Annotated in this window: 13 protein-coding genes; all 13 read left to right on the top strand. The window is 41.1% G+C overall.

Translation table 11 applies throughout. The features are described from left to right. Nucleotides 1-5 precede the first annotated feature (5 nt). The gene (gene frr / locus MED121_RS04715) at nt 6-563 is read left to right on the top strand and encodes a ribosome recycling factor (protein ID WP_009832472.1); all 558 of its coding nucleotides are present in this window, start codon (nt 6-8) and stop codon (nt 561-563) included. Nucleotides 564-622: 59 nt separating this feature from the next. After that, nucleotides 623-1,369: an isoprenyl transferase gene (locus tag MED121_RS04710; RefSeq protein ID WP_009832471.1), complete on the top strand. Its 747-nt coding sequence runs from the start codon at nt 623-625 to the stop codon at nt 1,367-1,369. A 2-nt stretch (nt 1,370-1,371) separates the two neighbouring features. Continuing rightward, nucleotides 1,372-2,175: a phosphatidate cytidylyltransferase gene (locus MED121_RS04705; RefSeq protein ID WP_009832469.1), complete on the top strand. Its 804-nt coding sequence runs from the start codon at nt 1,372-1,374 to the stop codon at nt 2,173-2,175. Continuing rightward, a complete protein-coding gene (gene ispC, locus MED121_RS04700; RefSeq protein WP_009832468.1) occupies nt 2,175-3,350 on the top strand; it encodes a 1-deoxy-D-xylulose-5-phosphate reductoisomerase in 1,176 nt (391 codons plus the stop codon). The genes MED121_RS04705 and ispC overlap by 1 nt, the downstream gene beginning before the upstream one ends. Continuing rightward, nucleotides 3,347-4,693, top strand: a complete 1,347-nt coding sequence (gene rseP, locus MED121_RS04695; protein WP_009832467.1) for an RIP metalloprotease RseP — start codon at nt 3,347-3,349, stop codon at nt 4,691-4,693. The genes ispC and rseP overlap by 4 nt, the downstream gene beginning before the upstream one ends. Nucleotides 4,694-4,704: 11 nt before the next feature. Beyond that, nucleotides 4,705-7,023 (top strand): outer membrane protein assembly factor BamA, encoded by a 2,319-nt coding sequence (gene bamA / locus MED121_RS04690; RefSeq protein ID WP_116371556.1) that lies wholly within the window; start codon nt 4,705-4,707, stop codon nt 7,021-7,023. Nucleotides 7,024-7,036: 13 nt separating this feature from the next. Then, nucleotides 7,037-7,531 carry an OmpH family outer membrane protein gene (locus tag MED121_RS04685; protein WP_036178729.1) on the top strand — a complete coding sequence of 165 codons (495 nt, stop codon included), beginning with the start codon at nt 7,037-7,039 and terminating at the stop codon, nt 7,529-7,531. After that, entirely contained in the window at nt 7,531-8,544 is a 1,014-nt protein-coding gene (lpxD, locus tag MED121_RS04680) for a UDP-3-O-(3-hydroxymyristoyl)glucosamine N-acyltransferase (RefSeq protein ID WP_009832464.1), read from the top strand. Before MED121_RS04685 ends, lpxD begins: the two co-directional genes overlap by 1 nt. A gap of 25 nt (nt 8,545-8,569) precedes the next feature. After that, nucleotides 8,570-9,007: a 3-hydroxyacyl-ACP dehydratase FabZ gene (gene fabZ, locus MED121_RS04675; RefSeq protein ID WP_083789360.1), complete on the top strand. Its 438-nt coding sequence runs from the start codon at nt 8,570-8,572 to the stop codon at nt 9,005-9,007. Next, complete coding sequence (gene lpxA / locus MED121_RS04670; RefSeq protein WP_009832462.1) at nt 9,007-9,783, top strand: acyl-ACP--UDP-N-acetylglucosamine O-acyltransferase; 777 nt, start codon at nt 9,007-9,009, stop codon at nt 9,781-9,783. Before fabZ ends, lpxA begins: the two co-directional genes overlap by 1 nt. A gap of 88 nt (nt 9,784-9,871) precedes the next feature. Further along, a complete protein-coding gene (gene lpxB, locus MED121_RS04665) occupies nt 9,872-11,047 on the top strand; it encodes a lipid-A-disaccharide synthase (protein WP_009832461.1) in 1,176 nt (391 codons plus the stop codon). Nucleotides 11,048-11,091: 44 nt separating this feature from the next. Continuing rightward, nucleotides 11,092-11,700 (top strand): ribonuclease HII, encoded by a 609-nt coding sequence (gene rnhB, locus MED121_RS04660; protein ID WP_036179363.1) that lies wholly within the window; start codon nt 11,092-11,094, stop codon nt 11,698-11,700. A 10-nt stretch (nt 11,701-11,710) separates the two neighbouring features. Next, entirely contained in the window at nt 11,711-15,187 is a 3,477-nt protein-coding gene (gene dnaE, locus MED121_RS04655; RefSeq protein ID WP_036178724.1) for a DNA polymerase III subunit alpha, read from the top strand. Nucleotides 15,188-15,276 lie beyond the last annotated feature (89 nt).

Here is a 15,276-nt window from a genome sequence, read left to right as displayed (position 1 = left end):
AAGTTATGATTGATGAAATTTTGTTAGATGCTGAAGAACGTATGGGTAAATCTATCACTGCGGTAGAGACTGCGTTTAAAAAAATTCGTACAGGACGTGCGCACCCAAGCATCCTAGATTCAGTGAGAATTGATTATTACGGCTCTGACACGCCTTTGAGTCAGGTTGCCAACATTACGGTTGAAGATGCGCGTACTTTGGGTATTTCTCCTTGGGAGAAAAACCTAGTGCCTGAGATTGAAAAAGCAATTATGAAGTCTGATTTGGGTCTGAATCCTTCAACAACAGGTGGATTGATTCGCATCCCAATGCCTGCATTGACTGAAGAGACACGTAAAAACTACTTTAAACAAGCGAAAGCAGAAGCCGAAAGTGCACGTGTTTCTATTCGAAATATTCGCCGCGATGCTAATGCTGGCTTTAAGTCTTTAGTGAAAGAGAAAGAAATTTCTGAAGATGATGATCGTCGTGCGCAAGATTTAGTGCAGAAGTTGACTGACAAATATGTCGCAGAAGTGGAAGACCGCTTAGCTAAGAAAGAAAAAGACCTAATGGCAATCTAAAGCGCTTCTTGGGGCCTTGTGCCCCATTGAGTGATTTTCTTTAAAGTAAGGTTTTGCGTATGTCTGGATCGTCCCAAGACGAACTAAATCAGTCAGCTAATTCTCAGGCTGATATCCCTTCGCACATTGCTATTATCATGGATGGCAATAATCGTTGGGCAAAACAGAGGTTTTTACCTGGCATTGCTGGTCATAAAGCAGGTGCGGGTGCCGTACGTCGTGTTGTTGAAGATGCTGCGCGTGCGGGTGTTAAGGTGCTTACTTTGTTTGCATTTTCCAGTGAAAATTGGAAGCGACCTCAAGCAGAAGTCGATGCACTAATGATGCTTTTTATGCGTTCTTTGAAAAAAGAAGTAAAGCGCATGAATAAGCAGGATATTAGACTTCGTATCATGGGTGAGGTGTCAGGTTTTAGTGACAAACTACAAGCCCAAATAGCCCTTTCTGAAAAAGAGACTCAAGATAACCAAGGAATGCAGCTGGTTATTGCCGCAAATTATGGTGGCAGAGGTGATATTTCTCACGCTGCCAGAAAAGTGTGCCAGCAAGTCTTGGATGGTGAATTGAACCTTGATCAAATCAATGAAGAAACAATTGCGAGTCAGCTTTATTTAGCTGATCTTCCTGATCCAGACCTTATTATTCGAACCTCGGGCGAGGAGCGAATTAGTAACTTTTTGTTGTGGCAGGCTGCCTATTCAGAGTTTGTTTTTTTACCTGTGCTTTGGCCAGATTTTAACAAGGATGATTTTCAACACGCTATTGATCTTTATCAGCAGCGCCAAAGACGATATGGCGGTCGATAATAATGCTTTTACCTAGGATTCTAAGTGCCATTGTGATGGCGGTTGTATTTGTTTTTGCTGTTGTCGCACTTGGTGAAATTGGCTTTATGTTTTTCACTGGTGCTGTTTTGGTCGTTGCAGCATGGGAGTGGGCAAGATTGTCTGGTGTGACTAACCAGCAAACCCGAATATCATTTGCTGGTATGGTTGCTACTTTATCGTATGGTGTGGCGATTTTTGATTTGCAGCGAGCAATGCTATGGATTGCGCCTTTGCTTTGGTGTTTTGCGCTTTATTGGGTGATCACCTATCCAAATCTAAAAGCTTGGCAGGGACGATTTTTAAGGTTGGCTTTCGGGCTAAGTATTTTATTGACTACCTGGTGTGCACTTGCTGTGATTAAGCAAGGTGAGCAATTTATTACCTATTTGGTGTTATTGATGGGGCTCATTTGGGGGGCGGATACGGGGGCATATTTTTCTGGTCGAATGTTTGGTAAACGCAAATTAGCGCGACATGTAAGCCCTGGTAAGTCTTGGGAAGGGGTTGTTGGTGGTGTTTTATTGACTCAGCTTGGCTTGATGGTGTTTGTTGTTTGTCAAGATTTAAGCTTTGTGTCTGGTTTGATTTTATCTCTGATTGGCTTGGTGACTGTGGCTGTTTCTGTGCTAGGTGATTTGACAGAAAGCTTATTTAAGCGGCACGAGGATTTGAAAGACTCGAGCGCTCTCATTCCTGGGCACGGCGGTGTTATGGATCGGATTGATAGTGTGACTTCTGCCGCGCCAATTTTCGTTCTTTTGATGATGAATGTTGGGTGGCTCTAATGCAAAATATTTGTTTGTTAGGGGCTACGGGCTCGATTGGTACGAGTACACTTGATTTAATTCGACAGCATCCTGATCGTTTTAATTTAGTTTCTGTCGCTGCAAATACCAGTGTTGAACGTATGGTTGAAATATGTCATGCCTTTAAACCTGAAACCGTTGTAATGGGAGACGAAAAATCTCGTGATGCCGTTGCAGAGGCTTGTTTAGGTCTGTCTATTCAGTTTGATTTTGGTGCAGATGCCATGTCAGCTGTCGCAGCGGATGCAAAAGTTGATCAAGTGGTTGCTGCTATAGTGGGCTTTGCTGGGTTAACCTCAACGCTTGCTGCTATTCGTGCTGGCAAACGTATCCTATTGGCAAATAAAGAATCCTTGGTGACAGCTGGTCAACTCTTCATGGATGAGGTCGCTAAATATAATGTCACCTTGATGCCCATTGATAGTGAACATAATGCGATTTATCAATGCCTTCCTCAGAATGAAAGGGGGGCTGTTAAGCGCTCTGTAGAGAAAATTTTGTTAACCGCTTCTGGTGGCCCGTTTAGAGATTTCTCTTATGAACAAATGTTAGCTGTTACTCCAGAGCAGGCTTGTAAGCACCCCAACTGGTCTATGGGACGCAAAATCTCAGTTGACTCCGCCAGTATGATGAATAAAGGTTTGGAATTGATTGAGGCTTGTTGGTTGTTTGCTGTTGAGCCTGACGATATTGAGGTGGTTGTTCATCCTCAAAGTATAGTGCACTCCATGGTGTCTTATGATGATGGTTCTGTTATTGCGCAAATGGGAAATCCTGATATGAAGGTGCCAATTGCCTATGGTATGACTTGGCCAGATCGAGTAACGACCCAAGTCAAGCCATTAGATTTATTTGAAGTGTCTCGATTAGATTTCTCTCAGCCTGATATGGAGCGATTCCCAAATCTACAGTTAGCTGCTGATGCTTGGTATATTGGGGGGACGGCAATGGCGAGTTTGAATGCAGCGAATGAGATTGCTGTGGATGCCTTTTTGAAAAACAATATCGGCTTTTTGGATATTGCCAAAATAAATTCTGAAGTGCTTGAACAAACTGCGGTTTTTCCTGTCTCAGATTTGGATGCTGTATTTGAGGCAGATAATATGGCGCGTCAAAAAGCAAAGGACATTATTAATACTAAGGCATTTTTGTGATTCAAAGTGTGCTCTCTATTCTTATTGCGCTAGGCGTACTCATTACCTTTCATGAGTTTGGGCATTATATTGTTGCGCGTGCTTGCGGCGTGAAAGTATTAAGGTTTTCGGTTGGTTTTGGTAAGCCACTTTTAAAGTGGGTGAATAAAAACGGAACAGAGTTTACTTTAGCCCTTATTCCACTAGGCGGATATGTTCGCATGTTAGATGAACGTGAGGGGGATGTGCCTGAGGCGCTAAAAGGAGAGGCGTTTAATGGTAAAACAGTTTGGCAGCGGATTGCGATTGTCGCAGCTGGGCCGATTGCCAATTTCTTATTGGCTATTATTTTATATGCGGCCGTTGCGCTGAAGGGGGTTCAAACTGTTTCACCTGTAGTAGGTAATATAAAGGCAGGCTCTATAATCTCACATTCTTCTATACAGGTTGGTGATGAGCTTACTTGGATCAACGGTGATACTGTTGCATCCTGGCAACAGGTTAATCTCGCTCTTGCAAATTTAATAGGTCAAACCGGTAGTTACCCTTTTAGATATATTCCGCAAGGTACTTTCACTGAGGTTGAATCGGAAATTCAGTTAACTCGGTGGTTGTCAGGTTCGGAGCCAGCAGGCCTGATTAGTGAATTAGGTCTGACGCCTAAGCGGCCTAAGATGCCTGCAATTGTTGAGAAGGTATTGCCAGATGGTGCTGCTGCAGAGGCTGGCCTAAAAGAGAACGATCGAGTGATTAAAATTGACGGTGTGCTCGTTGAAGATTGGCAGGAGTTTGTCAATATTGTGCAAAAGAGCCCCTTACAGGCTTTATCTGTCACTCTCGAGCGTGATAAACAAGAGATTGAGCTTTTATTAATACCAAAATCAAGAGAGCTTGATGGGGTTGCAACTGGTTATGTTGGTTTAATGGTAAAGCCTGTGGTATTAGACGCTTCTTGGTATAAAGAAACTCAATATGGCTTTTTTGAATCAATAAGTTATGGTGTTGAACGGTCAGGACAAATGATTAACTTGACCTTGTCATCTATTGTTAAAATGATCAAAGGATTGATATCAATTGAAAACTTATCTGGGCCTATCACTATTGCTAAGGTGGCGAGCGCCTCAGCAGAGTCTGGACTGCAATCGTTTTTACAGTTTATGGCTTATTTAAGTATTAGTTTAGGTGTTTTAAATTTGCTGCCTATCCCTGTATTGGATGGTGGTCACCTTTTGTTTTATCTTGTTGAGGCTGTTCGAAGAAAGCCTGTATCTGAAAAAATTCAATATCTGGCTTATCGTATAGGCGCTTCTATGTTATTTGCGCTAATGCTGGTTGCCATATTTAATGATATCGCCCGTTTGTAGAGAGGTTGTGAGTGAAGTTTGTTTTTACCTTATGTCTAATGTTGTTGAGTTTATCGGCGGTATCTAAAAGTTTTACCCAAGTGAAAATTGATGGTTTGTTGCAAGTGCCGGATGCAAGAGCTTTCGACATGATTGGTTATGAAGAAGGTAGTGAGTATTCACAAGATGATGTTCATGATGCGATTCAAAACTTATTTATATCAGGTTTTTTTAGTGATATTCAGGTCTATAAAGAGGCTGGTGTACTGACTTTTAAAGTAGTAGAAAGGCCATCTATCGGCATATTGACCATAGAAGGTAATGATTTAATTGCTACTGAAGACCTTGAAAAAGGGCTGACACGCTCATCTCTTGAGGTGGGTGAATTTTATAAGCCTGATACCTTGAATCAAATTGAGCAAGAGTTGCAACGTCAATATTATGCTTTAGGTCGATACAATGCTGATGTTGAAATTATCACTGAAGAGTTGCCTCGTAATAGAGTTGAGGTGACGATTAATATCAATGAAGGTGAAACAGCGAAAATTGTTCATTTAAATATTATTGGTAATAAGGCTTTTTCTCAAGAGGAGGTTACTAAAAACTTCCTTTCAATGGAAACTGGTTTTTTTAATCCCTTTGGAACCGGGGATGAATATGCTAAGCCTAAAATTCAAGCAGATCTGGATAGTCTAAAAAGTTATTACCTTGATCGTGGATACCTTGATTTTGAAATTGTTTCTAATCAAGTGAGTTTGTCTCCCGATAAGCAAAATGTGTATATCGTCATTAACATTAATGAAGGGCCACAATACTTCATTGAGGATGTGATATTAAATGGCGAATTGGTATTAACAGAAGATGAAATCTTCAGTGAAATTACTCAAGAAGCGGGTGATGTTTTTTCAAGAGCAAAAGCAACAAAAGACCTTGAGTCAATCTCTGCGTTGTTAGGTGATCATGGTTATCTGTTTACTAAGGTAAATATCATTCCTGAAAAGCTTGAAGGTGAGAAAGTTGCTCTTACATTTCATGTGACTCCTGGGCCTAAAGTTTATGTAAGACGGATAAATTTTTCAGGAAATAGCGAAACCCGTGATGAAGTATTACGTCGTCAAATGGTACAGTTTGAAGGTAGTTTGGCAAATCATTCCAATATTCAGCGTTCGAAAAGACGTATTGAGCGCCTTGGTTATTTTGGTGAGGTGAATCTAAGAACGATTCCTGTTAAAGGTAGTAGTGATCTTGTAGATATTGATATTGATGTGCAAGAACAGCCTTCAGGTAGCATTCAAGCCAGTATTGGTTATTCTGAAGGGGATGGTGCTCAGCTTGGTTTTGGCATTTCCAAGCGTAACTTCTTAGGGACAGGTAACAAGGCGTCCTTTAATATTTCTAGTTCCGATACCACTAAATCATACACTCTGTCCTATGATAATCCTTTCTTTACTGTGGATGGTGTCAGTCGTGGTTTTGATTTGTTTTATAAAACAACTGACTATGACGAAGATGATGAGGTTGAAGATTATAGTCTTGATACTTTAGGGGCGACTGTGAGATTTGGTTACCCTATTTCTGATACTCAGCGTTTAACCTTTGGTATGACTGCGAAAGAAACTAAGGTGAAGTTGGGAACTGACCCATCAAATGAAACCAGTGATTATGTAGATCAATATGGTGATAATTTTGACGATGTTATCGGTAGTGTGACTTGGAGTGATAGTGATCTAGTTGGCGGCATGTTACCAACTCAGGGCTACTCTAATCGAATAAAGCTAAGTTTGGCGACACCTATAAGTGATCAAGAGTACGGTAAACTGGATATTAATAGTCAGCGTTACTGGAATATCAATGGCTCGAATTTATGGCTGGTTCGCCTAAAGGGTAAACTTGGCTATGGTTTTGGTTATGGTGATTCCTCTCAGCTTCCGTTTTATGAAAACTATTATGCAGGTGGCGTTTATTCTGTTCGTGGGTTTGATAGCTCATCACTAGGTCCGCTTAACTCATACCCAAGTGATTCAGATGAAGATCCAAGCGCATTAGGCGGAAATATTTCTATTACAGGTACTGCTGAGTTTATTTTTCCTATGCCAATGGTTGAAGATCATAAATCTGTCAGAACCGCCTTCTTTATCGATGCGGGTAATGTTTTTACCGATAATTGTTACACTGGTAATGATGCTTGTGAAGAAGGTGTGGACTTAACTGAGATTCGCTTTAGTGCCGGTTTAAGTTGGACTTGGGTTACACCGATTGCACCTTTGTCTTTCAATTTGGCTAAGGCTTTAAATGCAGAGACTGGTGATGACACTGATGTCTTTCAATTCCAGTTAGGAACCACTTTTTAATTAAGGATTTATGATGAAGAAGTCTATCATTCTGATTGTATGCACGTTACTTTCTTTTTCAGCTTCTGCTACGAATGTTGCAACCTTAGATTTTCGTATTGCGGTTCTACAAAGTAACCTTGGGCAAGATGCATCAAAGGAACCAAGAGAAAAACTAGCTAAAATGGAGCAGCAGCTTGCAACAGCACAAGCAGAGCTTAAAGAGCAAGCAGCGAATCTAAAACGAGATGAGTTAACATTATCCCCTGAGATGGTTAAACAAAAGCAGCAGGTGCTTGCTAAAAGAGGTGCTGAAATAAGAAATGCGGCAGCGAATATGCAAAGGCAAGCCCAGCAATTGGAAAAAGAGTTGTTAGCAAAATTAACACCAAAAGCTGAATTGATTTTAAAAGAAATCATTAAAGAGAAAAGTTTAGATCTGGTTCTAAATAGGCAACTTAGCCTATATTCAGGTCCTGGTGTTGATATCACAAATGAGTTAACAAAACGTCTTAATGAGAGTGATTAATGGCCTATAATTTAGAACAGATTGCAGACTATGTAGATGGTGATGTGGTTGGTGATCCTGCCTATATTATTGAGAAACTCGGAACGCTTGAGCATGCTGATGCTCAGGCGTTAAGCTTTTTAGCAAACCCTAAATATCAAAGCCAGCTGACAACAACAAAGGCGGGTGCCGTATTAGTAAGAGATAGTAATATTTGTAAAACACTAAACAATGTTGTTGTAGTGGATAATCCTTATCTGGCATTTGCCAAATTAACTCATTTATTTGATAACCGCCCGAAAGCTGAGACTGGCATTCATAAAACCGTGTCAATTGGTAAAAATGTTACCTTGGGTGAAAATCTAAAAATAGCCCCCAATGTTGTTATTGAAGATGATGCAACCCTTGGTGATAACTTAGAAATTGGTGCCAATACTGTCATTGGCGCCCGTGTTAAAATTGGCGCTAATACGCGCATTTCAGCAAATGTATCAATTTATTATGATGTTGAAATAGGTGAGTCTTGTTTGCTACATAGTGGTTGTGTAATCGGGGCCGATGGTTTTGGATTTGCACCTAGTTCAGAAGGTTGGGTTAAGATTATGCAACTTGCTGCCGTTACCTTAGGTAATAGGGTGGAAGTAGGAGCGAATACAACCATTGATCGTGGCGCCCTAGAAAATACAAAAATTGGTCATGGGGTGATTCTTGATAATCAAGTTCAAATTGCCCATAACGTGATAATTGGTGATAATAGTGCGATTGCTGGTTGTTCTGCAGTTGCTGGTAGTACTCATATTGGAGAGCGCTGCACTATTTCTGGTGGCGTAGGTATAATAGGCCACCTAACCATTACCGATGATGTCCATGTGACTGCGATGAGCTTAGTCAGTAAGTCTATTCATAAAGCGGGCTCTTACTCATCAGGTACTGGATTAGATACGACCGATAAATGGCGAAAGTCAGCAGCAAGGTTAAGACGAATAGATGATATGGCAAAACAAATTGCCAATTTAGAACATAAACTTAAGTAAGAAGAATATATAAGGTCAATACTAGATGATGGATGTAAACGAGATTCGCCGATATCTCCCACATAGATACCCTTTTTTGTTGGTAGATAGAGTAGTGGATTTGAAGCTGAATGAATCAATTGTGGCTTATAAAAATGTCACAGTGAATGAGCCCTTTTTTAATGGGCACTTTCCAGATCATCCTGTTATGCCTGGTGTGTTAATTATTGAAGCTATGGCACAAGCTGCGGGTGTATTGGGCTTTAAGACAATGGATAAAACACCTGAAGATGGCTCAATCTACTATTTTGTGGGTGCTGATAACACTCGCTTTAAGCGTCCGGTAGTACCAGGTGATAGGCTTCAGTTAGAAGCTGAAATCATTACTGAGCGTCGAGGTATTTGGAAGTTTGCTTGTAAAGCAACGGTCGATGGTGAGTTGGCGTGCTCCGCAACAATTTTATGTGCCGATAGGAAGCTCTAGTGACAATTCATGCATCAGCCATTGTTGACCCGAATGCTGAACTTGACCCGAGTGTCGAGGTTGGGCCTTTTTCTGTGATTGGTGCAAATGTTAAAATTGGAGCAGGAACAGTTGTTAAATCACATGCTGTCATTAATGGTCACACGATCATTGGTGAAGGTAATGAAATTTATCAATTTGCTTCGGTTGGCGAAGCTAATCAGGATAAAAAGTATAAAGGTGAGCCTACCAGACTTGTGATTGGTAATAATAATGTTATTCGTGAAAATGCGACGATTCATCGTGGCACCATTCAAGATAATGGTATTACTAAAATCGGAAACGGTAACCTGTTTATGGCGAGTACCCATGTGGGCCATGACTGCATAGTAGGTGATAATAATATTCTAGCTAACTATGTGGCTCTAGCGGGGCACGTAGTTATTGAAGACTCTATTATTTTAGGGGGTTATACCGGTATCCACCAGTTTTGTCAGGTAGCTTCATTTAGTATGTGTGGCATGGGTTCCATGGTCACCAAAGATATCCCTAATTATGTGATGGTTTCTGGTAATCCAGCTAAAGCTCATGGTATGAACTTTGAAGGTATGAGACGCCGTGGAATGTCTAAGGATGTGATTAAAGCCTTAAAATCTGCCTATAAGTGCGTTTATCTTAAAGGCAGTAAGCTTGAAGATGCAGTGAAAGAGCTTGAGCAAGGTTTGGCTTTAGAGTTTGCAGAAGTTGCCATGTTTTTAGCATCCATTAAACGCTCTAATCGCGGTATTATTCGATAGTTTTGATCATATAAATTAGTTCGAACTAATCAAAAACCCCAGAACCTTCTGGGGTTTTTTGTTAATCAAACTTGATTGAGGAAGCTAGGTGTCAAATCATTTTATACTCGTTGCTGGGGAAGCGTCAGGAGATATTCTTGGTGCAAGCTTAATTGCTCATTTAAAAAAACTTGACCCTAATGCTACTTTTAGTGGCATAGGTGGACCTTTAATGATTGCTCAAGGGTTTAGCTCTATTGTTCCTATGGATAGATTATCGGTTATGGGGCTGGTTGAAGTACTAGGGCGCTTAAGAGAGTTGCTTAATATTCGTAAAACCTTGTTTAATTTATGTATTCAAAAGCAACCTACCGCTTTCATTGGCATTGACTCTCCAGATTTTAACCTGCCGTTAGAGAAAAAACTAAAGCAAAAGGGAATTACGAGCATTCATTATGTAAGTCCTTCTGTTTGGGCATGGCGTCAAAAGCGAATTTTTAAAATTAAAGAATCCGTAGACCTTATGTTGGCGCTTTTCCCATTTGAAATGGATATTTATCATCAACATAATATCCCCATTAAGTGTGTTGGGCACTCATTAGCGGATGAGATCTCTTTGCAACTTGATCGTAATAGGGCAAGAGATTTATTGAATATTGATCAGAACAATAATGCTGTTTTTGCAATATTGCCAGGATCTCGTGGGGGAGAAGTCAGTCGTCTGATGCCTCTCTTTGCAAAAGCAATGATGATAATTAAAAATCGTCTTCCCCATGCGCAGTTTGTTATTCCAGCTGCGAATGAGCAAAGGCGTGAACAAATAGAAAAGATTTTAGGCCACTCAATCTTAAATGAAAATTTAAAAGCAGACATGCTGTCAGCGATTTTAGTCATCGACGCTCATTCAAGGGAGGCTATGATAAGTGCTAATGCCGTTCTTTTGGCATCTGGTACTGCTGCACTAGAGGCTATGTTAGTAAAACGTCCTATGGTGGTTGCTTATCGCTTTACAAAATTAACTTATGCCATTATGTCTAGAATGATTAAAGTTCCTTATGTGTCTTTGCCTAATCTGTTAGCAAAAAAAGCCTTAGTCTCAGAGTTAATTCAAGATGAGGCTACGCCTGAAAACTTGGCTGACAATTTAATGGATGCTTGGCAAAATTTTAATGAAGATCCTGAAATTCTTGCCACCTTCGAGCGTTTGCATCGAGAACTTAAATTAGATGCAGGGCATCAAGCGGCAAAAGCCATTCTTGATCTAGTGGCGAAAAAGTCAGCGTAGGAGTTTCTGTGGTAGAAAAAACAAAAAAAGTGAAGGTTAAAAAAATACTAGAACCTTTTGTGAGTGAGTTGTACAGCGGTCACTTATTCGCCGGCTCTGATGAAGCGGGTCGAGGGCCACTTGCAGGCGATGTGGTCGCTGCTGCTGTAATATTAGACCCAAATAATCCTATTGCGAGTTTAGCGGATTCTAAAAAATTATCAGAAAAAAAACGAGTTGCCTTGTTTGATGAAATTAAGGAAAAAGCACTCGCATTTTGTATTGCCAGAGCGAGTGTGGCAGAAATTGATGAGTTAAATATTTTGCATGCCAGTATGCTAGCTATGCAAAGAGCCATTTCAGGTTTAAGAGTAACGCCAGAGCATGCTCTTATCGATGGTAATCGCATTCCCAAAGATTTACCTTGTCCTGCCGAAGCGGTTGTAAAGGGTGATGATAGGGTGGAAGCAATTTCTGCAGCTTCTATTCTTGCCAAGGTGGAAAGAGATAATGAAATCAGTGCTTTAGCTGAACGTTATCCAGGTTATGGTTTAGAGAAGCATAAAGGCTATCCTACCGCTCAACACTTGGCTGCATTAGAAACCTTAGGTGTTACTCCTATCCATAGACAGAGTTTCGGCCCTGTTAAACGCATTATCGAAAAGTTAGCTTAAAGGTTATTACGTGTCGACATCCTTCGTACATCTCAAATTACATACTGAATTTTCGCTTGTTGATGGTCTTGTAAAAGTGAAGGGCTTATTGGGTGCAACTGCCGGACTTAATATGCCAGCCGTCGCCATGACTGATGAAAATAACCTTTGTGGCTTTGTGCGTTTTTATAAAGGTGCCATGGGAAGTGGTATTAAGCCTATTTGTGGGGCCGATGTTGTTATTGAGGCTGACGGAGAACTTGAAGAAAACCATAGGCTGACCTTGCTTGCTATGACAAACAAGGGCTACAAAAATATCATAGAAGTTATCTCTAAGGGTTATCAGCTAGGCCAGTTTGAGGGCCGTCCCATTGTTCAAAGAGCCTGGGTTGAAGCGCATCAAGAAGATGTCATTTTGATCTCTGGTGCTCAATATGGTGATGTTGGACAATATTTAGCCTTACAAAAACCGACTCTTGCAAAGCAGAAGTTAGAACGCTGGATGCAGATATTCCCTAATCGCTTTTATGTTGAGTTACAAAGAACCAGCCGCATTGGTGAAGAAGACTATATTCATGCGGTAGTGCCACTTGCTACTGAACTGGCTTGTCCTGTTGTGGCAACTAATGATGTGCGCTTTTTAAAGCGAGAAGATTTTGAGTCCCATGAGGCGCGGGTTTGTATTCACGATGGTGTCACACTCGATGATCCACGTCGAAAAAAACGTTATTCGGAAGAACAGTATTTAAAGTCAGCTGATGAGATGCAAGCTTTATTTGATGATATTCCTGAAGCCCTTGAAAACACTGTCGAAATAGCAAAGCGTTGTAACGTTGATGTGCTGTTAGGAAAATACTTCCTACCTGATTTTCCTGTGCCAGAAGGCATGACAATGGATGTCTTTTTCAGCGAACTTTCTTTTAAAGGTCTGGAAGAAAGGTTCGATTTTCTTGTGAAAAAATACGGCGATCGTATTGCCGATAAAAAACAAGAGTATTGGGATAGATTGGATTTTGAGTTAAATATTATTAATCAAATGGGGTTCCCAGGTTACTTTTTGATTGTAATGGACTTTATCCAATGGGCTAAAGATAACGATATTCCCGTTGGCCCAGGCCGTGGGTCAGGCGCAGGCTCACTTGTGGCTTACGCATTAAAAATTACTGATTTGGACCCTCTTGAATATGATTTACTGTTCGAGCGATTCTTAAACCCAGAACGTGTTTCCATGCCGGATTTTGATATCGACTTTTGCATGGACAACCGAGATAAAGTGATCGATTACGTGGCTCAAACCTATGGTCGAGACGCGGTATCTCAAATTATTACTTTCGGTGCTATGGCTGCAAAAGCGGTAGTGCGTGATGTCGCTAGGGTCCAAGGTAAACCTTACAGCCTTGGTGATAAGCTTTCCAAGTTGATCCCCTTTGAAATTGGTATGACTCTGAATAAGGCCCTTGAAGAAGAGCCTATGCTAAAAGAGTTTATCGAAAATGATGAAGAAGCTGGCGATGTTATGGAGATGGCGCTTTCGCTAGAAGGTGTCGTAAGAAACTTTGGTAAGCACGCGGGCGGCGTGGTCATCGCTCCAACAAAGCTAACGGACTTTTCTCCTCTTTATTGTGAAGAAGATGGTTCTGGCTTAGTGACACAATATGATAAAAATGATGTTGAAGAAGCGGGTCTTGTAAAGTTTGACTTCTTAGGTCTAAAGACCTTAACAGTTGTTGACTGGGCGATGAAGAATATCAATGATATTCAAGCTCGTGAGGGTAAGCCTGCTTTAGATATTACCTTGATCGATCTAGAAGATAAGCCCACTTATGACATGCTGCAAAGGGCTGAAACAACGGCGGTCTTCCAGTTAGAGTCGCGAGGCATGAAGGAGCTTATTAAAAAGCTACTGCCTTCACGTTTTGAAGATATTGTCGCGCTAGTAGCGCTTTATCGTCCTGGTCCTTTGGGATCAGGCATGGTGGACGACTTTATCAACCGTAAGCACGGTCGTTCAGAGCTGGCATTCCCTCACCCTGATTATCAACATGATGATCTAATCCCTGTTCTAGAGCCGACCTATGGCATTATCTTGTACCAAGAACAGGTAATGCAAATCGCTCAGGTGTTAGCTCGATTTAGTTTGGGTGGCGCCGATTTATTACGTCGTGCTATGGGTAAGAAAAAACCCGAAGTCATGGCTGAGCAGCGCTTACTCTTTATGGAAGGTGCGGGTAAGTATGATATCAGTGAGGAACTGTCGGGTAACATCTTTGACTTGATGGAAAAATTTGCTGGTTATGGTTTTAACAAATCTCACTCCGCTGCTTATGCTTTAGTTTCTTATCAGACTGCGTGGTTAAAACATCATTATCCAGCCCCCTTTATGGCGGCAGTATTGTCTGCCGATATGCAGAACACGGATAAGATCGTTATCTTCATTGAAGAATGTCGTGCCATGAAGCTGCAGCTTGAATTGCCAAATGTTAATGAATCCGTCTATAAGTTTACCGTTAACCGTGCTGGCGCCATTGTTTATGGTCTCGGTGCGATTAAAGGCGTGGGAGAAGGGCCAATTGAGGCCATCACTCAGGCTCGTGAAGAGGGTCCATTTGAACATATATTTGATTTTTGTAAGCGTATAGGGAAAAAAGTAAATAAGCGTGTGATGGAAGCGCTTATTCGATCGGGAGCCTTAGATCAAATCGGTCCTAATCGAGCGACCTTGTTTGCTTCAATTGATGAGGCACTGAAGCGGGCCGATAGAATTGCAAAAGATGAAGATGCCGGCATGATGGACCTTTTTGGTGTAGCTGTCGAAGAGTCTACCGAGGGCGCTTATGATGAAATTGGTATTCAACATGAATGGCCTTCTCGTCAACGATTAGACGGTGAAAAAGATACGCTGGGTTTGTATGTCACAGGTCATCCAATTGATGATTACGAAAAAGAAATTCGTCGTTTTGCTCGCTCACGCATTGTTGATTTGCAGCCTAAGCGTGGTGATTCGCAAATTATGGCGGGTCTTATTGTTGAAATGCGAATTACTAAGAGTAAGAAAGGCGGTAATATTGCCTTTGTTACCTTGGATGATAGGTCTGCACGCATTGAGGTAACGGTATTTCCTGATAGTTTTGAAGAATTTAAAGATGTGATTCAAAAAGATCAGGTTGTCGTTGTTGAGGGGGAAATTAGCAACGATGAATTCCGCGGTGGCCAGAAGGTTATTGCTCGTAAAGTCATGGATATTGCCCAAGCACGAATAAGATATGTTCAAGCTTTAAGGATAGATTGGCAGTCGGATACTGTGTCCTGTGTAGATATACAAACTCTCTCTCAGTTCTTACAGCCCTATCGTGGTGATGGTTGTGACGTGGTGGTAAGTTTTGCAACAGACCACGCAGAAGGGGACATTTGTTTGGGTCAAAGTTGGAAAATTATGCCAGATGACCAATTAATGTACGATCTAAAAAAACAATACGGTCAACAAAACGTTCAGCTCGTGTATAATTAGCAGCATTTTAGAATTATAAGACAGAAACTTGCTGATATTATTGATGTATTTTAATGGTATTAAGCAAGTAGTGATTGGAATGACTCAGA

The sequence above is a fragment of the Marinomonas sp. MED121 genome (genome assembly GCF_000153025.1).
Classification (GTDB): Bacteria; Pseudomonadota; Gammaproteobacteria; order Pseudomonadales; family Marinomonadaceae; genus Marinomonas.
This window is presented reverse-complemented; position numbering and strand designations above follow the sequence as displayed.

Coding starts and splice junctions, on each gene's coding strand:
- frr (WP_009832472.1), top strand. CDS start 6: ATGATTGATGAAATTTTGTTAGATGCTGAAGAACGTATGGGTAAATCT.
- lpxD (WP_009832464.1), top strand. CDS start 7,531: ATGGCCTATAATTTAGAACAGATTGCAGACTATGTAGATGGTGATGTG.
- ispC (WP_009832468.1), top strand. CDS start 2,175: ATGCAAAATATTTGTTTGTTAGGGGCTACGGGCTCGATTGGTACGAGT.
- fabZ (WP_083789360.1), top strand. CDS start 8,570: ATGATGGATGTAAACGAGATTCGCCGATATCTCCCACATAGATACCCT.
- MED121_RS04710 (WP_009832471.1), top strand. CDS start 623: ATGTCTGGATCGTCCCAAGACGAACTAAATCAGTCAGCTAATTCTCAG.
- MED121_RS04705 (WP_009832469.1), top strand. CDS start 1,372: ATGCTTTTACCTAGGATTCTAAGTGCCATTGTGATGGCGGTTGTATTT.
- MED121_RS04685 (WP_036178729.1), top strand. CDS start 7,037: ATGAAGAAGTCTATCATTCTGATTGTATGCACGTTACTTTCTTTTTCA.